Origin of the sequence: Scytonema millei VB511283 (assembly GCF_000817735.3) — a bacterium.
Lineage (GTDB): Bacteria > Cyanobacteriota > Cyanobacteriia > Cyanobacteriales > Chroococcidiopsidaceae > Chroococcidiopsis > Chroococcidiopsis millei_B.
The window spans coordinates 1-21654 of record NZ_JTJC03000004.1 but is presented as its reverse complement, the minus strand read 5'-3'; the positions used below and the strand labels follow the sequence as shown (position 1 = coordinate 21654).

23 protein-coding genes are annotated in these 21654 nt (G+C 46.8%); 3 read left to right on the top strand and 20 right to left on the bottom strand.

The features are described from left to right. Positions 1 to 104: 104 nt before the first annotated feature. From QH73_RS15110 to QH73_RS15085, 6 genes are all read right to left on the bottom strand, one after another. Positions 105 to 1460, bottom strand: a complete 1356-nt coding sequence (locus QH73_RS15110; protein WP_132867115.1) for a cytochrome-c peroxidase — start codon at positions 1458 to 1460, stop codon at positions 105 to 107. Then, complete coding sequence (locus tag QH73_RS15105; RefSeq protein WP_039712423.1) at positions 1457 to 2005, bottom strand: hypothetical protein; 549 nt, start codon at positions 2003 to 2005, stop codon at positions 1457 to 1459. Before QH73_RS15105 ends, QH73_RS15110 begins: the two co-directional genes overlap by 4 nt. A gap of 114 nt (positions 2006 to 2119) precedes the next feature. Next, positions 2120 to 2800 carry a hypothetical protein gene (locus QH73_RS15100; RefSeq protein ID WP_039712424.1) on the bottom strand — a complete coding sequence of 227 codons (681 nt, stop codon included), beginning with the start codon at positions 2798 to 2800 and terminating at the stop codon, positions 2120 to 2122. A gap of 432 nt (positions 2801 to 3232) precedes the next feature. Beyond that, positions 3233 to 3424: a vitamin K epoxide reductase family protein gene (locus QH73_RS15095; RefSeq protein WP_165587705.1), complete on the bottom strand. Its 192-nt coding sequence runs from the start codon at positions 3422 to 3424 to the stop codon at positions 3233 to 3235. A gap of 130 nt (positions 3425 to 3554) precedes the next feature. Then, positions 3555 to 4064: a beta/gamma crystallin domain-containing protein gene (locus tag QH73_RS15090; RefSeq protein WP_165587711.1), complete on the bottom strand. Its 510-nt coding sequence runs from the start codon at positions 4062 to 4064 to the stop codon at positions 3555 to 3557. A gap of 159 nt (positions 4065 to 4223) precedes the next feature. Beyond that, positions 4224 to 4493 (bottom strand): Nif11-like leader peptide family natural product precursor, encoded by a 270-nt coding sequence (locus QH73_RS15085; RefSeq protein WP_132867111.1) that lies wholly within the window; start codon positions 4491 to 4493, stop codon positions 4224 to 4226. Between the two features lie 436 nt (positions 4494 to 4929). On the opposite strand from QH73_RS15085, the gene QH73_RS15080 reads away from it, so the two are divergent. Continuing rightward, positions 4930 to 6660, top strand: coding sequence for a pentapeptide repeat-containing protein (locus tag QH73_RS15080; RefSeq protein WP_132867109.1), 1731 nt, complete (start codon positions 4930 to 4932; stop codon positions 6658 to 6660). A 671-nt stretch (positions 6661 to 7331) separates the two neighbouring features. Beyond that, positions 7332 to 7613 carry a hypothetical protein gene (locus QH73_RS15075; protein WP_063777391.1) on the top strand — a complete coding sequence of 94 codons (282 nt, stop codon included), beginning with the start codon at positions 7332 to 7334 and terminating at the stop codon, positions 7611 to 7613. A gap of 55 nt (positions 7614 to 7668) precedes the next feature. On the opposite strand, the gene QH73_RS15070 is transcribed toward QH73_RS15075, so the two are convergent. The 3 genes from QH73_RS15070 to QH73_RS29185 form a co-directional block, all read right to left on the bottom strand. Further along, complete coding sequence (locus QH73_RS15070) at positions 7669 to 8124, bottom strand: hypothetical protein (RefSeq protein ID WP_132867107.1); 456 nt, start codon at positions 8122 to 8124, stop codon at positions 7669 to 7671. Positions 8125 to 8610: 486 nt separating this feature from the next. Continuing rightward, complete coding sequence (locus tag QH73_RS15065; protein WP_052290483.1) at positions 8611 to 10173, bottom strand: relaxase/mobilization nuclease domain-containing protein; 1563 nt, start codon at positions 10171 to 10173, stop codon at positions 8611 to 8613. After that, complete coding sequence (locus QH73_RS29185; RefSeq protein ID WP_165587709.1) at positions 10163 to 10501, bottom strand: plasmid mobilization protein; 339 nt, start codon at positions 10499 to 10501, stop codon at positions 10163 to 10165. The genes QH73_RS15065 and QH73_RS29185 overlap by 11 nt, the downstream gene beginning before the upstream one ends. A 661-nt stretch (positions 10502 to 11162) precedes the next feature. Here QH73_RS29185 and QH73_RS15055 point away from each other — a divergent pair. Beyond that, positions 11163 to 11507 (top strand): hypothetical protein, encoded by a 345-nt coding sequence (locus tag QH73_RS15055; protein ID WP_039718932.1) that lies wholly within the window; start codon positions 11163 to 11165, stop codon positions 11505 to 11507. Between the two features lie 338 nt (positions 11508 to 11845). Here QH73_RS15055 and QH73_RS15050 read toward each other — a convergent pair whose 3' ends face one another. The 11 genes from QH73_RS15050 to QH73_RS15000 form a co-directional block, all read right to left on the bottom strand. Continuing rightward, entirely contained in the window at positions 11846 to 12058 is a 213-nt protein-coding gene (locus tag QH73_RS15050) for a hypothetical protein (protein WP_132867104.1), read from the bottom strand. 755 nt (positions 12059 to 12813) lie between these two features. After that, complete coding sequence (locus QH73_RS15045; protein WP_132867102.1) at positions 12814 to 13371, bottom strand: hypothetical protein; 558 nt, start codon at positions 13369 to 13371, stop codon at positions 12814 to 12816. A gap of 362 nt (positions 13372 to 13733) precedes the next feature. Further along, complete coding sequence (locus QH73_RS15040; RefSeq protein ID WP_132867100.1) at positions 13734 to 15779, bottom strand: hypothetical protein; 2046 nt, start codon at positions 15777 to 15779, stop codon at positions 13734 to 13736. 505 nt (positions 15780 to 16284) lie between these two features. Further along, complete coding sequence (locus QH73_RS15035; RefSeq protein ID WP_165587708.1) at positions 16285 to 16452, bottom strand: hypothetical protein; 168 nt, start codon at positions 16450 to 16452, stop codon at positions 16285 to 16287. Positions 16453 to 16749: 297 nt separating this feature from the next. Further along, on the bottom strand, positions 16750 to 17808 hold the full coding sequence (locus tag QH73_RS15030) for a Fic family protein (RefSeq protein WP_039712348.1): 1059 nt from the start codon (positions 17806 to 17808) through the stop codon (positions 16750 to 16752). Positions 17809 to 17811: 3 nt separating this feature from the next. After that, positions 17812 to 17961 carry a hypothetical protein gene (locus QH73_RS15025; protein ID WP_165587707.1) on the bottom strand — a complete coding sequence of 50 codons (150 nt, stop codon included), beginning with the start codon at positions 17959 to 17961 and terminating at the stop codon, positions 17812 to 17814. Positions 17962 to 18000: 39 nt separating this feature from the next. After that, positions 18001 to 18267: a hypothetical protein gene (locus tag QH73_RS15020; RefSeq protein WP_052289580.1), complete on the bottom strand. Its 267-nt coding sequence runs from the start codon at positions 18265 to 18267 to the stop codon at positions 18001 to 18003. Between the two features lie 2 nt (positions 18268 to 18269). Then, complete coding sequence (gene parA, locus QH73_RS15015) at positions 18270 to 18899, bottom strand: ParA family partition ATPase (protein WP_039712347.1); 630 nt, start codon at positions 18897 to 18899, stop codon at positions 18270 to 18272. Positions 18900 to 19194: 295 nt separating this feature from the next. Next, positions 19195 to 19773 carry a PIN domain-containing protein gene (locus tag QH73_RS15010; RefSeq protein WP_039712346.1) on the bottom strand — a complete coding sequence of 193 codons (579 nt, stop codon included), beginning with the start codon at positions 19771 to 19773 and terminating at the stop codon, positions 19195 to 19197. 4 nt (positions 19774 to 19777) lie between these two features. Beyond that, positions 19778 to 20350: a helix-turn-helix domain-containing protein gene (locus QH73_RS15005; protein ID WP_236147036.1), complete on the bottom strand. Its 573-nt coding sequence runs from the start codon at positions 20348 to 20350 to the stop codon at positions 19778 to 19780. Between the two features lie 71 nt (positions 20351 to 20421). Then, positions 20422 to 21096 (bottom strand): tyrosine-type recombinase/integrase, encoded by a 675-nt coding sequence (locus QH73_RS15000; protein ID WP_039712345.1) that lies wholly within the window; start codon positions 21094 to 21096, stop codon positions 20422 to 20424. Between the last annotated feature and the right edge of the window lie 558 nt (positions 21097 to 21654).

Genomic DNA, 21654 nt, shown 5'->3' with positions numbered 1-21654 from the left:
GATGCTGCTCTTGCTTGTTCGTTTGAGGCATTCGCCAGGTCAGGAGCAGAGCGACCTTGGAGAGAAATGGTCGGTTTATAAATAGAACATTAACCAACAGTTTCTTAATCACAATTCAATTGCTTTCTCGACAAGGGGTCGTTATTAGGAAAGCAGAGTCCACTAGGTAGGCGCTCTGGCACATAGCGGGTCAAGTTGGGGTCGCGTAGACCAGTCTCCAAAAACGCTGTCAGATCGTTAACCCGATCTTGTGTCAGGTTGAGGGGGCGGAACCAAACACTGAGATTGCCTGCATACAAAGCTTCTAACTTCTGTGGCTCGGCGCGATTGAAGTATTCTACAACCTCGCGCAGGGTATTAAAAGAAGCTCCATGTCCGTAGGGGGAGCTATCGGCTAGGTTATACAGTTGTGGTACTTTAAACTTAAAATCGTCGCTCGCACGTTTGGTAATAGCCCCTCGACCCAGGTTAAGTCCGCTCCACTCCTCAGGGTGATCCGCGAAACCGACAGCCCGAAAATCTGTTAAAGCTAGATTTGCTCCTGTATGGCATTGAACGCACGAGGAGCTGAAAAATACCTTTGCGCCTCGGAGTTCTTTTTCAGACATAGCATTCGGATCGCCTTTAAGCCATTTTTGAAAGGGAGCTTGATTGGCAAGGAGAGTGCGTTCGTAGGCGGCGATCGCTAGCCCTGCTCTTTTTGTATCCTCCACGTCTGCGCCTACATACGGGCGGTCTGGAAAAGCCTTAGCAAACAGTTCTTGGTACTCTGGGATGGAAGCGATCGCCGCAGTACCCAGTCGATGAAAAGTCAAGCCATCAATTGGTTGTGTCTCTAAGCCATGCAATTTGAATCGGTTAACATCATTGCTTTGGATTACAGGCTCCTTAGCATTGGGGCCAGCTACGCCTAACCTACCATCCCAGAGCTTTACCTCTTGATATGCACTGTTGAGAACGGAAGGAGCCAAAATGTTTTGCTTATCAATCTGCACTGAAGAAATGTCAGGATCTCGATGCCTAAGCTTGTTGAAACCCAAGCCACCGACCCCTAGTCCCTGCGCTAAGTTTGAGCGGAATCCAGCTTGGGCAATATGACAGGAGGCACAGCTTGATTGTTGCCAGTTTTTAGGATTGAGGGGATTGATACTAAGCGCCGTCTCGTGGAAAAGAAACTGCCCCAAACGAATTTTCTCAGGTGTAAGCGGGTTGTTTGGGTCAGCAGGAATACGATCGATTTCTGAAGAATCTGGGAGAATAAAATAGTTGAGTCCTTGATTGCTTGGAGCCGCAGAAACTAGGATTTGCTTCAATTGGGAACTGAGGTCGGTAGTTGGCTTATCAGGACTGGCAGCTAGAGATGTATTTAAGGCATAGTCAAACCCAACTCCACACAAAATCAAAACTAACGTGAATAAGAGGATTCCTAAAAGCCTGAGAAGTAGGCAATAGAACTTCATGATTGGTGACGAAAGGTAGCTGGTAATTTAATCGACTCTGAAAGCTTGTAGCAGTAAAGGTTTAATGGTAACCTCACTGGGAGGTATCGCTCGGCTAGTTCATCTTTTAGTAATAGGGCAATTACTGGTTGTGTTTCTCTAGCTTTGATTACTTCCAGTTCTTGCGTAACCAGTTTTAAGGCTTGACCTACTGTTAAGGTTGTCCAGCCATTAGAATCTTTAATATCCGTAAATCGCCATGATTTACTAAGTGGCTCATACAGAGTCACAGTAACTGGCAAGCTCGCTCCAAGATATCTAGCAGCGTCTCGCAGATGAATGCTGAGCTTCAGCAACTGCTCTTGTGTTGGAGTAGGAATCGGTTCAGTGCCTAGATCTTCTAAAGCTACAGGCTCCTCCAGCTTTCTTATTGAACTGGTTTCTTTTGTTGTTAAAGCTGGAAAATAGTTAGTAGCCAGCGCAGGAAGTGAATTACAGTTGGTAGTCCAGATGATGGCTAATATTGCAACAAAACTCAGTAAGAACTTCGGGGCTTTTATTTGCACTGGTCATCTCCGATGGTTATCGCAAAAAGAAAGAGGAAATTGCTAACAGTGCCAGTAGAAGTACTCATCCCCTCTTGGGAGATGAGATTTTGTGACTTAGGCTGAAGAACAGGTTTAGACTCTCGTTACAGTCCCGTTCAAGAAGGCATTTAAAACGTCCCTGCAAAAGACGTTAGCCTTGATTCTTGGAAGTAAAAATCTCTTTCCTGTGTGTCTGTTTTGTATGACTAAATTGAGGGTAGGCACTCTTCTTGCCTGAAGCAACGAACCACTAGCATCAGCCACGAGAACAGTTTGTGCTTCGGCAGTTGCAGGTAAATTCCCATTGTTGTTGTATTCCACATTGGTCATGTCTTCAACGTCTGAGGGGGTAATGCTTTTTTGTTGACCTTGCGCATTTGCGAAACCAATTGCATCACAATCACAGTTTGTTGGTGCTGACTCCGAATCGCCTGGTAAGGTCCCAGCTTTAATTGGACTATTCGTTCCCAGAGGAATTGAAAGGTTAAAGTTTTCAGGCATTTGGGATGCTTTTTCATTAACTGCTTCGATGCTCGCCATAAGTTCACTGCTAGCAACCAGGGGAGCTGGTTCCCCTGTTAGGTAATCTAGACCTAGCTGGTGCGGTGTTGCAATTTCATCCACTAAACCTAGCGCAAGCAGGTGTGTGTTCTGATAACTAATTGCAGTTCTAGCATTTATTGGTGATGGTTGCACCAAGAATATGGACGTACAAAATGCTAGAACTCCCAGAACTGCAAGTCCTAGTCTTCTGAACAACTTGAAATTTTTCATTCGATCGATCTCCGGTTAATGTATACAAAAGTTTTTTACCTATACTATTCCGCAGTCGTTTTTCCTTCAGTCACGCCGATTTTCGCACATCTCGCTCAAACCATAGAGATAGCCACATAGTAAGAGAAAGGCAAAAAAATAACCCAGCACCCAAGCTTTAGTGATAGCACTAAGAGCTAAAACAATTATTGCAGTAGAGAAATAATACAAAGTAAAGACTATTACAGAACAAATAAATGAGGACATTAGACTTTCTCCAAAAAGTTCTCTGATTCCTCTTAATTCAATTTTGCCAATTCGATGCAGAGTATTATTGAGGCACACTGTTTGTCTGCCGTAAGCTCCTATAACACGGGCAATTATTCACCGAAAATCTCCATCTTTTTTGCTGGTTTAGGAGTTTTTTGTAAGTGTAATTGCCTTTATTTAGTCCTATTTTCCTAAGACAGTGGCGTAGGGGCTGGAAAGCATGAGATCGCAGCCGTTGGTCGGACAGGCAATAGAATCTCCGTTTAGCTTAACGATAGGTAGATAACCAGTAATAGCAGCGCCTACACTCGCAATTCCTACCATCAGGTACGGGACCAGCGATAAATCCAGGATTATAGAACGTTTGCGTTTCATAACTATCTTTGATTGAATAAGTAAGTCCTGCTCTGTGGCCCCGAGCCACAGGGCAGGAGCCGATCGCGTGTGTCGGCGTAACCGATGAGAATTACGACCTGCGACTGGATGCCAACCGCCGCTATAGCAATCAGTTGATATGAATTTGTAAGATTGTCACCGTGCCGCCGTTGTTAATGAAGTCAAGGGACTGATGTTTTCCGAATCTGACGTAACCCTTATTAGTGATAAGAAATCCAGCGTTATCTCCTGAGTACAGTCTATGCACGTCAGCGATACCAACAAATTTTTCGCCAGCATTAGCGAAGCACATTGTGGGACGGTCGCCTCGAGGTCCTTGATAGATATTAAAGGTTCCTGGCTCACAACGGGCCCGGTTGACTGCTTCAGCTGGCATAACCGCCATACCAACAGAAAGCCCTACTACGGATGCAGCCACGGCAGCCCACCTGGCGACCTTACCTCGCAACGAGAGGTTTTTTAATAGGTCGTCAAGTCCCCCCCCCGCTATCGCTTCTAACTCCTCATCCTTTAATAACTCAAGGTCAGAAGAGGCGATTTGGGCTTGCTGTTCGAGACTTTCTCGATCTTGCATCTGGTTCTTTAACAGTTGCGCGTCAATAGCTGTAGCTGTATTCACGTTTTTTCTCCTTTTGTTCTGATTAATTGTTTTTATGCACACTGCTTGAATGGTCTCAACAGATTTTGCAATTCCTCCTCGGAGGCATAACTTTCTCTGGGTGGGTTGAAACATAACGATGCAACCTCAGAACAAGCTTTAGCCACCTGGATCTGTTGTTCAAAAGCTAGCTTTGATACCAGTTCTACCGTCTGTAAGAGGGACCTCCTCGTACTCACCTTCCATTGCCGCCTCTACAGCCATTGCAGCTAAGACCTCCTCCTTAGTAAAAAAGAAGCCTTTTTCCTTTCCCAGTTGAACAGCTAGCTCACTCAGACTTTCAGGGTCTGTTGCTGCTTTGAGCCGCTCTTGCAGCATTGGGTCTTGAAGCAGTTCAGTGTAAAATTGTTCGAGAGATGATGTTGTTTTCTTGGTTGTATTTGTTGTCATGTATTTCCTCCTGAACTTCGTAATGAGGATGGAGTTGTTGCAAGCGCCCTAAAATTCAGCTAACGCATGGAATGAAAGTTAGACAGAACAATACTTTCAAACTAGTTTGCACTTGGTAGCAGCTTCACTCTCATTACATTAATTAGCATCATATGACAGCCCCAAAGCGGAACCACTGATGATCCACGAGTTGGAAATAAACAATTTTTTAGATAGGTTTAAAATCCTGTCAAACTAGCTGCTAGTCTGCCTTTTAGACAAAGGGATTAAGATAAATCCAAAGATTGCCGATCTTGCCCAAACTGTTGCGGATGATCCGCAACATGGAGTTAAGATTGTGATAAAATAAAATCCCGAATCATTTTGAGTCCAGCACGCTAGTTAAAGCATCTGCCAACAAGCCGTTTTTTCGTGAAGTTTGTGTTAAATAGAAACAATGGATAGCAGTGCAAGAGACTTCCCGAGCACACTTTATGAACTCAGTAAGATGGGTAAAAAAAGCGTTATCTTGACTAAAGAAGGACTGAGAAAGTTTAAAGCTGCCTTAGATGCACTTTCTAAATCTCTTAGCTCTCAATCTTGGACGGGGATGGCAGAAGCACTCAATCTAGATCGGGACACATTCGCCACAATTCTAGAGCGTACTAGCGGAGTTCTTGAAAAAACTCTCGATAATTTGTCCAATCAGCTTTACTCCAGGGGAATAACGTTAAGCCTAGAAGAGGATATTGACTATGAAGTATTGGAATCCCTCAAAGCCTGTCAACAAGGTATAGATAAAGTAAAGAGCAAAGTAGGACTTACAGGAGCTAAGCTAGAAAGCAATTTGGTAGGTAAAACAAATTTAGCTTGCAATGTAATTAAAAGATTTTTAAGTGGTAAGCCAATTCCTAAATATTATTTCAAACGAATATGCATTTCACTGAATTTAGATTGGAAAGAGATTGCTGGGATATCAAAAGAACAATCAGAATGGTCAGCAGGAAATGAGCGCAGTAGCCTAAATACTAATGAAGGGGTAAAGCCAGTGCAAACAGTTCGCCGTCGAGTAACTGTAATAGATGAAACAAGGCAAACAATTATAACTGTTATCGTATTAGAAGGCGATATAAATTCAGTTCCAAATTTCAAAATTATTGAAACGGTTTTACGAGAACATTCAGGAAGAACAATCACAATTATTGATATTCAAGAAGGCAGTATTAAATTAATTATAGAGGGTTCTCCAGAGGATATCAAACGGCTTGTATCTTGCATTGAATCAAGAGAGTTACGAGAGATACAGGGTTTTCCTGTAAAGGGAATAATTCCAAGCGAAAGTTTGGGTGATGAAGAAATTGCCGAAGCTAATGCTAATGCTAAATGGGATTTAGTAGAAGCGATTTTCAGTCAACCACTCAGAGGTCTTGACTTAGAAAATACCGATTTGAGTGATGTTAACCTGAGTAATACCAATCTGAGCGGTACTGACCTAAGTGGTACTGACCTAAGTGGTACTGACCTAAGTGGTACTGACCTAAGTGGTGCCGACTTGAGTCAGACCGACCTGAGACGTGCCGACCTGCGTAGTGCTGACCTAAGTAATGCTGGCTTGAATGATGCCGACCTGCGTCGTACTAACCTGTTTCGTGCTACCCTGCACCGTGCGGACTTGAGTGGGGCTAACCTGATTGATGCTAATCTGGGCGGTGCTAACCTGATTGATGCTAATCTGGGCGGTGCTAACCTACGTGGTGCTAACCTGAGCGGTGCTAGGTTGAAGCGCGCTAACCTGCGTGGTGCTAACCTGCGTGGTACTAACCTGATTGGTGCTATTCTAAGCGATGCAGACCTAAAACATGCTGACATCGATGATGCAACAAAACTCGCTGACAAGTGGCGTTTGGTTTGGAAGATTATTAATCAAGGGACTGAGAACCAAGACTTGAGGGGTACAGACCTGATTAATGCCAACCTGAGTGGTGCTAACCTGCGTGGTGCTAATCTGAACGGTGCTATGTTGATTGATGCAGACCTGAGTGGTGCTAACCTGCGTGGTGCTAACCTGCGTGGTGCTAACCTGCGTGGTGCTAACCTGCGTGGTGCCGAAGTCGATGATACAACTGAAGTCGATGATATAACTGAAGTCGGCAAATGGGGTTTAGTTTGGAGGATGGGCGGCAGTTGAAGCCAATCGGATTAGGACATAGCGGGACGACAAGTGTTTGCGTATACCACAGGTTTATCCAGAATTCGCTGGTGTTCTAGACGTGTGTATTACTCTTTAGATTGCCCGTCCAAATTCATGCCGGTTGGTGAACAGGTCAATAATAATATCATGCAAATCAATGGACTTTGAGAAACAGATTGCGAGTGCAAGTTAATCGTTTGATGCAAGTTCTCATTGTCAAGTGTTTACGCTCGATGGTTTTTGGGTATTGGCTTTGCCAAGGGATGTTGTTGCGCGTCGAGATGATGCTTGTACGCCGCGCCCAACGCCGGTATAGAAATGTTGAGCCAAACGGAGCGAGCAGGAATTGAAGTTGTTTGATCGTTGATAACCAACTCTCTCCAGCAAAAAGAAAACGGAGAAAAAAACCGACTGCCAATCACCCTGTTTTCGATTTGCACCAATATTTATACAGGATTACAGATGTTGATTGTACTCTAATTGATGGTCTTGATGCTTTAGCTGTACAAACTATACTCTCGGAAGTTGGATAAGACCCAACACGCTTCGGCAACGTTAAACACTTTTGCTCTTAGTTAGGTCTATCTCCTGGTCAAAAAATTACTGGTGGTAAGATTAAAAGTTCCCAAACTCGTACCGTTATTAATCGCGCCGCAAATGCTTTCCGTATGGCCGCTTTTTCCCTCACTCAGAGTCGTTCTGCCTTGGGTGCTTTTTATCGACGTTTGCGCTCTCGTCTTGGTGCCCCCAAAGCAATTACCGCTACTGCCCATAAAATCGCACGCTTATTCTACCGCATGTGGACGACTGGCGGGCAGTACGCCGACCCTGGCATGGACTACTACGAGCAGCGATACCACGAGCAAGTCCTCAACCATCTGAGGAATAAGGCTCGCTCTCTCGGCTTTGACCTTGTTGCTCAACCTACTGCAAAAGAGTGTGTTTCTTGAAAGAGGGTTAAGCTCGTCTCCATCTCAAGCTCCCCAACTCGTTTGTCCCATCATTCTAAAATCGATCTCTATGTATTGTATAATTTCCGAAACCTGACATAACTGCTTTCATAGTCGCTTCACCTTGTGAAGACGTGAACCACTCTCTTATAGATGAGTTGATTGTATCAAAAGAGAGGTTATTTAAGTGAGGATCATTTGTGCGAGACCAAGTGCCAGAAAAAGCACTAGGATGAGGATTTCTCCTAGAAGGAGAATTTATGTTAAAAGCCCCAGTGTCGAAATTACAACCAACACAAGCTTTATCTTTACTATTTGGTGTTACTTGCTTGCTCCAACGCTGTTCTACCGCCCTGTGTACAGGTCGCTGTGCTTGTGTTACTAGGAAAGGCTTTGCTTTGTCGACACTTTCGTCCTTCTTTGTTGTAGTGTTAGCAGGATGTGAGGCCAAAGCAATTTGATTTGGAAGAAGGATAAATACAGCTAGAAGACCATACAATTTAGTTTTCATTTAAGCTCCTTTTTGATTTTTTCTAAGTTAAGCTACTGAAGCACTTTTGTTAAATCAAGCACTCTTGTTTTATTCATCCATCAATATCTAGCATCAAATTACTGATTAAACTTTAGCCGTTATTTGCCTTCTCGAATCGCTTCTTAAGAAATTTAAAGAACTACCAACTCATTCAGCGGCTTGCACATAGGGGGGAAATGAGCAGTGATTCCGAAAGTTACGCTAAGGAATTAATAAGCCGTTTTCAATATCCGCTCGCCAGGAATAAAACTGTACCAATTAGAGTCTCTAAAATTTAGAAGCTTCAAAGCCTTATTGTGCCGTACTAAATTGCTGCACCAGTTAACCTATAGGTTAATTGGTACTTTGAGAATTGCCAAAAATGTTGCTCTAGCTTGAGCAGCAAGACTTGTCGCTGCCATGATGCTCATCCCTCCCGTCTACTGGGAGGAGTGGAATCAAACGTTCGCGCTCTTGGCAGATATTCTAAAGGCTAAATCCCCTGCTCTGTTTTCGTTCGAGTGAGCGCTGCCAAATCTTTTCCTGTTGCAGCTGCTCGCTCACCTTTGACCGTAAGGAGTGCATTCTCTCTCTTTCTTCTCTTGTGGGGTTAAACACGACAGTTTTCTCCCCCTCCACCCTTAGAATCTCTCGGTTATCCGCTTTCACGCTGACGCTGACGGTGTGACCCCGTTGCATCAGTCTCCAGCGATTCCCTTCAAGCATCAGAGAACCGTCCGGTTGTGGTTGAGTGCCAATGAGCCTAAACAACTGCTGCACGGCAATAGAGATTTCTCTACCTTCCTGCTGCCGTTCCCGTTCCTGGCGCTGTTCTTCTTTTATATGACTTAGCCTAGTTTGGACTTGGGGAGTGTTGAGGTATTCTCTCAACTGCTCCATTTCCTTCGTTGCAGGGGATGACTGCCAGCGGCGGTATTCCTCCTTTTGGCTATGCCATTCTTCAACTCTTCTCCCCGCTGCCATCCAGCTTTCATAAACCCGATCCCTTTGCGCCAATATCTTTTCCAAGGAGGCAAGATCGGTCTTGTATTTGGGTAGCAACCGTGACAACCAAGAAGCTTGTTCTATTTCGTCCTGTTTCTCAAGAGTTTGTTGGAATAAATCGTCATATAAAGCCGCTAATCTGCGCTCATCTCTTTGGAACCGTTGCAGCTCTTGCTCGTTGGGATGAGTTGGCAGTTTCGCGAAGTATGCCGCTACTTTCTTTTGGGCTGCTAATAATTCAGCATCGCCCAGTTGGGGCGTTAACTCCTTAATGCGGCGCTGTATCCCGTTCCAACTGTAGTCAGTCCCTAATTTATTGCCAGGAGTAGCAACGGTGACACCATTTTGGGTGTATTGGTAGGAGATGCCGCTAATGCTGCCATCCCGTTGGGTGCGGGTCTGGATTTGCACTCCGGCTGCCTGCATCTTCTCGATAAATTGCTCCGGCGTAGTACAGGTGGGTAGTACTTGGTCTGCAAGCTCGGCAATCCGTTCCTTGACGTTAGGAGTTGGGGTACTACCTGTTTCTACTTCTCTTCGCTGCTGCTCGTATTGTCCTTTAGTGATTCCCCGTCGCTCCACTTCCCAGCTGCTCAACACTGGTGTCAGGTTGTATTCCCTTTCCAAGGAGCGGATAATATCTTGACTCTTGCGATAGTCCCAACTGTCATCCACAACCGTCCCGTCCAGCTTGACCCTAGCAGCAACGATATGAATGTGGTCGTGGTCGCGGTCGAAGTGACGCACTACTATATATTGATTGCGGGTGAATCCCATTTGCTGGAGGTAGTCAGCAGCAATAGAATTCCAGCGCTCCTCATCGACGTGTTCGGCATAGTCTTCATGTTTGGGCAAGGATAAGCTGGCATGAAATACTGGCTGCTTGATATCGGGGTTGAGTTGTCGTGAGAGTTTGAATTCCGCTGCCAACTCCCGTGCATTCTCCCCCAACATATTCCCACCAATTAGTTCTGCCTGCTCCTTCTCCAACAGGTAGCTCAGGCAGCCCCTAAATCCTCGCCCTTTAGAAATGTTACCGATCACCGACGATCTCCAGTCCCAACTGTTTGATGGTTTGGTAAACCTTCTGCCAATGTTCCACCGTCACTTTAGGCTCTTGTCCCATTTTCACAGCCGTGTTAGCTGCCTTGGCTAACTGGTTGACGTTGTTGCCCAACTTCGCCAGCTGCTCGTAAGTGGCGATCGCCATTTCGCTTTTGGGTTGGGGTAGTGGTTGCGATAACGCAGCGCGTCTGACTGCTTCGCTAAAAGTTAGTTGTGAGGCGATCGCCTTTTGACTGACTGCTGCGTATTCATCTTCGGTGAATCGGATGCGTACCATCCGAGTGCGTTTTGGTTTTGATTTGACCACGCGGGAATTCCCTCTAATCTAAATCTGGCTCGTTGTAGCAAGAGCGGTGGCGACAGCTTACCAAATCTACGCATTCTACAGATCGTCTTTTTGGCTGTCGCCAACAACGAGCATGGGGGAGTCCAGAGGGGGGGAACCCCTTCTGGCAAGCTGCCGCCGACCCGATGATAGCACGGGGACGAGGTGTTTGTTGCTACGGCGGCATAGCTTGCTCCTGACCAAGATCTTCGGGGGTAACGGGGTGGACTGCGGTAACAGGGTCATTGGAACAGACGAATCGATTGCGGTGGTGAGGGATCTATGGGTAGACAGAGTGGACGGCGGTAACGGGGTCATTGGGGGAATTAGGGGATGTGGTGTGGTGGTCAATGAGGGGGACGAGAGGTGCTATGGAGCGAAATGACTTCAAAAAAACTGCCAGATTATTTCATTTTAGTGGCAACATGAGCCAAGATTTTGCTATAAAGTGGCGAGGGGTAGTTGGACAATGTTTTTTAGTTTGAGAAGAAAAATGGATTTGAGAGTTGTTTGACGACAATTCTCGAAAAAACTGCCACATTTTTTCAAAGGAGTGGCAATTTGAGCCACTTTTATCTGTTTAGAGTGGCGTTTTTTTGTCAGAGTTTCTTGAGTATAAATACTAATTTGTTTGGCAGTTGAGATGAGCGACAAAGACTTCGTTGATTTTACTTTTCGGTATCGTCCTAATACTGATAGTCCTGATGGAATTTTATTTCGTTATCTGCAAAGCTTTAAACCAACTAAGCGCCGTCACATGATCTTGAAAGCTCTCCGCGCTTTCTACTTGGTGGCAGCTTATGGAGCGGTGGAAGAGTTTCACGAGTTTGAGCAGGTGAGAGATTTGGTCGAGCTACTTGAAAAGACTTATGGTGAGGGTGCTGATGGCACGATTAAAGACTCGTTGAGTTTCAACATCGATCTTGAAGTGAGTTATATGGGAATGTCTTCGCTGCCTTTCACTGACGAGTCGGATGAGGATGAATAAAATTCGGTGACGAGACGCGAATGAATTCACCAACGCGCTCCCACTGTAGGGAGAAAACTATTGAATCCGCTCGGTGGAATCTTCGCAAAAGCGCGAATTACCCCAATTATCCCCAATATTGGGGCAATCATACCCACTATTACCCCAATCATCCCCGTAATTACCCCAAATTACCCCATTGGGAATTGATCGGAACGCCCCACTATTACCCCAATATTGGGGCAATCATACCCACTATTACCGATGGTGCTACCCGCTATTACCCCAATCATCCCCGCTATTACCCCAATTGTCTTTTTGGGTCAAAAACTACTCCGACTACCAAGCGTTACCAAGCGTTACCAACTGGTACCGTGCGTGGTACCAATTGGTAGCTGTTGGTAGCTGTTGGTAGTTGTTAAGAGTAGTTTGCAGCCCCAACCGCGATTAGCATTATTGCTCTGTGGAAATCTCACACGCTTTTCTTGATAACGCATCTTGGGGTGGGGTGGGAAGCGAGTGGACGCTCGTTGCAGTTGCACTCCATCTGGCTTTTGCTCTTCATTAACCATTACTCCTACCAATGCGACTGTGGCACGCGCACGATCTATTCAGGGAATTACTAGGGAATTTCTAGGGAAAGTTGGTGGCACTTCACCCGAATTCTTGAGAACACCTCCCCTTTATTGAGAATCAGCCCCAGTTCATTGACTCTACTTGGGGCAAGGTAGGGAATTACTAGGGAAAAACTAGGGAAAGTTGGCAGCAGCGAGAGTTACATAAAAACAGCTGGTTAAAGCGAATGACATTGGTTGTCGTTTCATTGTCGTTTCATTGTCGTTTCATCGTCGTTCATGCACTGCTTGAGACCGAAAAAACTAGGGCGAGTGACAAGTGTTGTCGTTTCATTGTCGTTTCATTGTCGTTTCATCGTCGTCTCATCGTCGTCAAATCGTCGTCCCATCGTCGTCTCATCGTCGTTCATGCACTGCTTGAGACCGAAAAGACAAGAGCGAGTGCATAACTACGTCGTCGCATCGTCGTCAAATCGTCGTCTCATCGTCGTCCCATCGTCGTCCCATCGTTACTTCACCACCACCTGTTTTCCGGTTCAAGCCTAAATTGATTGTGGAAGGCGACCTTCCACGCCATCCCTCAGCACTACGCCCCTATTCGGGGCTTTAGTAGGCTCCTAATCGTCGCAGCACCTGTCGCTCCAATTGGAGCTAAAAAACACCCTTCAAAGCTATGCTGTGACTAGCTTTGGAGCTAATCAATTTGAGAGTGAGCGCGACTGCCGTGAGCGCGTGTTCAAGGGCAGCTAGAGTCATGCAGAAGGTGAGGATCTTTGGGTTGGTGGGAAATATTTCGGGCGCTCTCCTGTCCCCAACTGCCAGCCTGTTATCTTGGTTAAGTATTTTTCTTCTGTCATCCTTTCTGCTTCTGCCTGCCGCTTTAACGTGGTTGGGGATATATCCAAGCGGCGCATGATTTCTGTTTTGCTCAAGCCCTCTCTAGCTTCTTTGACTGTGTAGGTGAATTGTCCGCTACTGATACTGGTGTTCTCTGCCAAATGCTCTTCTACTCCTGTTGCTAAGCTTCTGGCTCCGGCAGCGATGAGGGCTTCTCTCATCATCTGCATCTGAATTTCTAGCTGTTCTAGTCTGGGTGGTAGGTTGGCGGATTCTAGGGCGGCTACTCTGGGGGCGAGATCTGTGTCTCCGAGGGGTCGTCCGTCTTTTTTAAGGAAATGTTCTACTATCAGCGATACGGCTTGAGAGACTGAGCGCTGGTAGTTGTCATCCATCCATTTCTTTAGCTGCTCTAGCACTTCCTTTGGTAAATAGGTTGTAACTTGTACGCTCTTTTTTTCAGAATCTTCCATACATTGCTCCTACTGCTATTCCATGTATAACCAATGTGGATTAACTGTTGATTGCATCTTCTTTGCATGGTTATGACTGCTTACCCAGTCAGAGACAATGTGGTATAGATTTGGAACGCATTAGATTAGCATAAGTTGAATTTGCTAATCCAGTCATAAGCCATGTGCTATTAATGTTGAACACATGGGAGTAGCATAACTAACTACTGTTAATGCCATTTATGTTTATGTGCTAAAACATTGCAGCCATTTAAATTTACTGCTATTTTGACTGAGAACAAGTTAGTTTAAACTTGGTAGTCACTGTAGAGTCATGTGACATTAGTTGGGCGAGCGGGCTTGACGAAAGCGCCGGAGCTGTTCTAGGACGGCTTGACTTCTGGTAGTAGGTCTGGATTGGCTCTAGCCCAAGCTAGTACCTCGTCCATCAAAATCGGTTCGCCAGACTCCCAGAGGAAACGCATCTTGGCAACAGTTTCCCGTTGCTCTCGCTCTTGGGGGCTAAATCTTCTTCCCTCAATTAGGGACTGCGATTGGACTGCTTTTTTAGCGTGTTGTATGGCAATTAGCCGGATTTTGATGAGGCGGCGAATGGTTTGCGTGTCAGCTGGAGCAGTTGAGTGCAGCCGTGAATTTTCTACTTGAGTCGCAGCTAGTGACACACTCCCCCCCTTTGACTCTCTCCCTTGGAGTGAGGTAGATTGCTCTTGCTGCTGCTCTGGTGCGATAATGGCGGTAGCATCCACGATGCTAGATGCGTCAATTGATAAGTCCTGGTTATAGAATTTTTCCACCGCGCTGCCGGAAGTAGGGGATTTGTAATTCTTATCAGAGCAGCTATTTGATTCTGTTGGTAAAGAGTTTGAAGAATTTAAAGAGTTTTTAGAATTAGTTGAATCCTCAAGGGAATGGGGTTGGAGATCTTGTTTTGCCTGTGGCAAGCACAAGACCTTCATTATAGGCAAGGGTGTGTACAGATTGGTCTGTTCCTGAGTGGGAGCGGGTTGTGGCGGTTCTGGTTCGAGCCAGGGATCGGGAATTTGGGGGTATTTTTGGGGGGTAAAATCGGCTGCAACTGGCTCACAGTGCGGTTGTACACACCTTTGAGCATCTTTCGGGTAATTTCGGGGATGCCACAGGGCTAAGTATTCTGGCTTGTGTAGGGTGGTTTTGGACACACCTACTCCATATAGCTGTTTGGATGTGGCGATGATGGCTGTTGCTCGAATCGCTGGAGTTAGTGGTAGTTCTCCTGCAAGCTCTAGGTGGGCGACGATATTACGGATTCTTTCTTGGGTATGAAGCTGTTTTTCTTGGTTGAGATTGGAATGGGGAAAGTCTACTATGTTGTTGGCACAGCCAAAGTGCGAGCGGTAGTTGCGCTGGCGATTGGGGATTGATGGATAGGGGGTGTAGAATCCCATGCAGCAATATGCCCATTCTCTTGCTCTCTGCTCTATGTTGTGTTGGTGGCGGCAATATTCGCAGTAGCCTGGGGAGGTTAGGGCTGTTTCTACGATGTATTCCACTAGGGCTTCATCCGCTAGCTCTTTGAAGACGATGCCGTAACAGGCGATGTCTTTAAGCAGTGAGTTGGTCTGTCCGTAATCCGTCCAGCCTTGTGCAATTCTTTGTTTGAGGTCGAGTCGCCACAGTTCGGCTTTAATTGAGTTGGCTGGCTTGTAGAGTTTTTGCTGGCGAAGTGACGCGGCTTTGATGGCAAGTTTTAGGGTGAAATAGTCTTGTCCTGCTGCTGACCAGTCGGCGGCATCTAAAAACGAGTCTAGGTCGTTGGTGTAGGGTGACATACTCTCGTCCAGCATGAACGAACCTGCTTGCAAGGGTAGCCGCAGGGCGTTGTAGTTGCTGGGTAGGGCTGTCCAAGCTTTGAGGTTGGGGAAGATTTCTAGTTGCCCCTGCTTAATTTCTAATCCTGCATCCGTCAGTGCGTCAAAGCAGGCACAGGCTAGGGGGAAGGTGGGGAGTTCTTCGCCAAAGAAGTAGTAAACGTGTATCCCACCGCTGTCGCTGGATGTGACTGCAACGGGTTTGCACAGCCCGATTTCTTCTAGTGCGCCTAACACCGATTTATATGCTGTTGGGTCGTGTGCGGGATGGTAAGCGCTGTTGATATCTATGTCGATGGCGAAGTAACGGGTGTTTTTGCCGAATCGCAGTCCCAAGAAGGAATGGGGGTTTTGGTACTGCTGCCACAGGTTACGCGGTTGTAGCGGATAGCGGGTTTCTGTCTGCCAGTGCGGTTTTTCAGAGCGTATTGCTGGGGCGTAGATGAAGCCCCAAGGATGGTTGAAATACTGGCAGAATCTGACTCCTAGCGGGTCGGCGGGGGCGATCGCCTTTTCTGCGCCTTTTGGGGCAAATGATTTTTCTTTTGTAGTGGTGAGCATGACTCTTCTTTGCGTGTGTGGAGAGTCGGAGACTTCACCTGTCAAACTTATTTACTTTCTCCCAACCGCCAATAAAGCGTCTTCCAAGGGATTGCGTTCTCACACATCTCACTTATATATAGATATCTGCGCTTCGCCAGCATTACCAAGTCTTCCCCAATTTGGCAACCAAAGCGGGGAAAATAACTTGACTAATGTACGTAGGCGAAAACTTATTTCCATATAATAAATACAGTGGGAGTTGGTTAAGTTTTCAATGGCTCAAACCGACTCAGTGGAACCCCTTGGTTCTAGCGGCGGCGGGGAGTCGGGTAAGTTTCTCAGGCTTGTGACCGACTCTTGTGCCGTGATAAATTTGCCAATCATTTAGAAATGGGCAGCGCCAGATTCCCTCGCCGGAGTTTGGCGCTCTCTATTTCATTCATTCATTCGCTCCCTCCAAATTTTTCAAGTAGTGCTTGCCCTCGTTTCAATCGGTTGCAAAAAAGTAGAACGGAGATCGCCCTTACCCTTGCTTCTCAAGTTTCTTGAGCGCCTCATCCAAAATCCGATCTGCCAACTCTCCCATCGTTACCCCCATTTTGACGGCTTGGATTCTCAGCCGCGTCCTAGTGGATTCCCGAACGTCTACCTGTAGAACTACTATTTTCTCCTGCTCTGTCATTGCTAACATTGCCAACCTTCCAAGTCATTATCAGATATTGTGCTATTGACTGGGGAGTGTCCTAGCATTGCTGGCAATGCAGTTCATTCTAGCATTGTCAACCAGCCTTGAGTTGCCAGTGGTTAAGTTTCAAGAGACTCTTGCGCTAGCAACTGAAATTTGGACAAATTTGCTCAAAGGTCAAAAGCCGATCTTTCATAAGTAATTCTCCCATGCCCACACGCCTATAAGAACGTGCGGCGCTCAAGATCGGATCTCATCGACCCAACTCATATAATACGATCATCAACTGTCAAAATGATCGTGTTAATCCCTCAGCGATCGTGTTTTTTCCCAAACCGCATCTCGACCTGGCTTAATGCAGCGGATTTGACCTGATTCACGCAGCTCGGCTAAAGCTCGGTTGATTGTAGGGCGACTCACGCCAGGGCAAGCACGCTCAACATCTGCATATTGGAATTGATTGGGCAATCGTGCTACCACATCCAATACAATCTCGCGCTTTGCACCTCGGCTTGCCGTCACCGTACCAACGCGCTGCTCAAATTCTCGGTAAGCCGCGAGAACGACACCGAGAAAATATTCCCACCACGGGAGTAGCGTGTGTTGTCGGTCGTGCCAGCCCACGGAGGACTGATACAGGGTGTCGTAATAACTCTCTCTAGTTCGCTCGACAATCTGCTCCAGACTAATGTATCGACCGACTTCATAGCCCGCTTGGTAGAGTAATAACAAGGTTAGGAGACGAGCCATGCGACCGTTGCCGTCGCGGAATGGGTGAATGCAGAGAAAATCTAGCACATAGGTGGGAATTAGGAGCAATGGCTCTACTTCATCTGCTTGCGAAGAAGTGTTAAAGCGTTCGTGTAACTGCGCCATCGCGGTTGGCGTGAGAAAAGCACTGACGGGTTCAAAGCGCACGGCGGTAGTGCCGTCAGGACGAGTCTCAGTGATTTTGTTGTCAGCTGACTTCCACTGACCGCCCGACCCTGGTAGAAACCGATATAGATCTCGGTGCAGTTGTAATACTAAGCCAGTATTAAAAGGCATCCGCTCGTAGTTAGCATGAATGGTGTCGAGTACATCGCGATACCCAGCAATCTCTTGCTCGGAGCGGTTCATCGGCGTGGTCTTCTGCGCCACCAGTGCTAGTATGCGTTGGAGCGGCGCAACAACCCCCTCGATGCGATTGGATGATTCGGTGCTTTGAATGATGGCTGCAAGCTGCAATGTCTCCAAGACTTGGGGCGACTGTTGTTTGAATAGCTCCTGCTTGCCTTTGTACTCGCCAATCAGCCGGATGGTACGCAGTAGATTTTGAGTAATGGGCTGGCGCTCGAACGAGCCTGGGAAAAAGGAATTCATCTACTACTCCGACACGCTCTTGACTCGGCTAATATCCATTGTTTCCCGACATGGGACAACATCGACAGCGACGCGATCGCTTTCTCTGGCGTTAGCCGCGCTTGCACAGCCTCCAGTCAACAATATCCCACTGCGATCGCCAGATTTCTGCAAATCAGTAATTCTGTGTTTCTGTAAATACGTAATTACGCTTCAACTGCTAGCATCAAAATGCTGTTCTAACAAAGATCGCAGCAACTCAACCATCGTTACCCCTTCATCCACTGCCTTACGCTTGATCGCCCGATGCAGTGGTTCTGGAATGTCCAACGTCAGCCGCTTCATTTTTTCCGGCTGATCTAGATGTGGCTGTTCTGCCGACTCCTGGCGTTCTCGGTGAGTCACCCATTCGTTAAGCCTCTCGCCAAGCGGTTCTTCTGGCGCTGGCTTTTTCCCAAAGCTGACTTTCTTCGCTGGCATCCCTACACTCCTAAACTCATTAGTTCGTTCACCAGTGCCATCACTTCCTTGGCGGCTGCGCCTTTACTGTCAGTTTCTAAAACCGTGCTACCAGTAGCAGCAGACTCAGCAAATGCTACCCGCTGGCTGATAGTGGTATTCAGCACGGGTATGGGGTATTGTTCGAGCGCTTCTACTACATCCCTGCCAATAGCTGATTTTACGATTTTACGATTAATTACAAATACAGATTTCAGTTTTTCTTTAAATACGGAAGCTTCTTGAATCAGCTTGATAATTTCATCCGCTGCCCAAACATCGTAGGGCGAAGGCTGGATGGGAACCACGACTAAATCTGCGGCAATAATCGCGCTGCGGGCTAGATCGGAAACTCGCGGCGGACCGTCAATCACAGCATGGTCGAAGTCTTTCATTAATGTTGGTAGGTCGCGGTGAATCGTCGGACGGTCTAACCCAACCACGGGAAACGGTGGCAAGGCATCCCTCGCCGCCGCCCAATCACGGGCTGAACCCTGCGGATCGGCATCTACCAGTAGAACCTTGAAGCCCTTGAGTACCAGTGCATGACTGATATGGATAGCCAGCGTCGTTTTGCCAACGCCGCCTTTTTGATTAACGATCGATGTCACCATTTCCGTAATTACAGCGAAGCGGGTTTACAGATTTACAGAAATACAGATAAATTGTTGCGCCTAAACTCTAACCTACAACACCAAAACCCGCAATCATCTCTGATGGAATTGCAGAAAACTGTATTTACATATTTACAGAAATACAGAATCAGGACAGCCTATTCGAGCGTGTACTGAAATCATTATTTCCGTAATTGTAATAAATCGTGTTTACAGATTTACAGAAATACAGGGAGAAGGATAGCCTAAAAGGGTTGTGTTGCAGAAACTTTATTAGTTTCAGAATTAGCTCTCCTCAAATTTCTGGCATCTCTTCAAACAACTCGCGCAGCGATGCCGCTGACTGCGGCAGTCCTTGCTTTATCAGCGTGTCTAGGTATTCATCCTGCGTTCGTGGTGGATTTTTGAGCGTGCTTAGTTGCCGATTAGCGGCATACCCAACCTCTACCGCGTTCAGGTCAATCAGTTGCAGGATAAACTCATCTGGGTGAATTGCTTCAACGCCATAGGGTGCAAGAGCCACCATCGGAAAATCCTTGAGGTTGAAGGTGACAATAAAACTAGCAGCAGAACGAATTGCCGCAGCTAGAACGTGGAGATCGTCTGGATCTGGTAGTTCAAGACTTGGGATGAGCGACGAATAATCTGTGACTAGACAATCTCGGACATTGGCATTCATCAGATTTTTCGTGCGGGTCAGTTGAGCTAGTGTTAGGTCAGGACGGTTCAAAAGAACGTTTCTCATCCATTCGTCATGAATCTCATCCGTCCAACGAGCCTTAAACAGGTCGGTGAGCGCCAGCCACATCAAAAAATCCCGCAGCGGTGCTGGATATAAAACAGAGGCATCGTAGACCGCAGTGAAAAAAGCCACTTAGCTACTCGTAACCCATGTTTAGTTCTTGGGCTTGGGCAGCCAACTCAGCCAGGGCTTGCCGCCGCCTTTCGTCAATCCGGTGTTTGTATGTCATCAAATCTTGATAGAGAATCCGGCGACGGGTTCCAACTTTGCGGAAAGGAATTTTTCCCGACTCCAGTAAGTCCACTAAGTAGGGACGAGAGACATTCAAAATGTCAGCTGCCTCAGAGGTAGTGAGTTCCTTTTTGATGGGAACGATACTGACAGCATTGCCTTTAGCCATCTGGGTCAAGATGTCAACGAAAAGACGCAACGCAGATGTTGGGATAGTAACCGCTTCACCTTGTGTGCCATCTAGCATCACCCTAATTGTGCAATGAGATGCGTCCGAGTCCACAATTGATGCCAAAATTTGGCTGCTGGCTTGGGCGATTGCAGAATCTTCTGCTGTCGGTGCAATAATGTCGAAGGAACGGGGAGCTGATAGTGTCATGTTTCCAATGGTGTCGAAATAGTCATTGGCTGTATGGTGTCCGAGCGATCGCTTTTGAGAGATCGAATTGTCAAAAGGGCGAGCTACCTCTACTAACAATTATACGAAACGAGCGGAACATCCGAAATGAACGAAACAGCAACCCGCACGCGCAGCTGACTGTAACCAAGCTACAATGACTCGTTATCGGGGGATAGAGAGCAGTCAACTTCCTGACTTGACGTGTTTAGGTCGATGTCTAGGTCGTGATAGCGCGTTTTCCCGACATGGGAGAGCATAGATAAAGACGCGATCGCTCCCCTGACTTGCTCTGGGCGAACCTCTAAGTATTTCTGTAATTCGTCCAGGGTGCGGTGTCCTGATACTTCCTGTATGACTCGCAAGGGGATTCTAGCGTCGCTCATTATCGTTAAGGCGGTGCGCCGGAATGAATGGGTACTAGCTCCTTCTATCCCCACTATGCGGCAAGCTTCGCGCAATATACGAGCAGCACTATCTGGGTTAATGTGTCCTTTGCCGTGACGACCTGGAAACAAAAACCATTGGTAGGATGGGGGGTTGTAGTCGATTAACAAACTCCGCAGCTCCTCGCCCACCCAAATCGTGCGCGTTGCCAGCTTGCCTTTGGTATTGGCTTTGCGAATGATTAATTCACTACGGACTCTTCTTTTTTCGTCGAAGACATCTTTTCGCCTTAAGGTGCAAGCTTCGGTAATCCGGCAAGCGGTGTAAAGGCAGATGCCAAACAGGGCGCGATCTCGGCTGTTTTGTAGCCCAGAGTTAAATAGCAACTGGATTTCAATTGGGGTGAGTATTTTGGCTCTGCCGTGCCTGTCGATCTTCATCCAATACAGCGATTAAGGTGATAATTTCCAGGCTACACCTAGACAGTACCGCCCAGTGCAGTCTTTGGTGGGTGTGAGCGCGCCTCTTCTGGCAACGCGGAAAACTCTGATCTCAGGCAACAACAGCAGCCAGACCTTGAGGCTATCCGCGATCGCATCCTTTCTGAATTGAAACTAGGCAGGCAAGCGCGGAGTTACAAAGCTGCTGCCAAAGCGCTAGATCGTCTCATTGCCCAACTGCTTTCGCCATAACCAAGCTACAATGACAACTCATCGTCTAAGAAAGAGCGATCGATTTCCTGATTTGGCGTGTCTAGATCTAGATCGTCTAACACATCTTTACCAGAAGCGGTTGGATTTCTCGCAGGCAGATTTACTTGTTTTAGAAGCTGTTGGGTGTTGTGTCAGCTAGTATAATATCTGTGCGAACGCTGCCTCAAGATCTGCCCCGCTCGCTTTGGGTTACTTGCCAGTCGGTTGAAAACTTTGGAAGTTATGCCCTCCTCGATAGCCAGAAAGCTTTGCCAGTGCTGACAAACTTTGAGTTCCCATGACAGT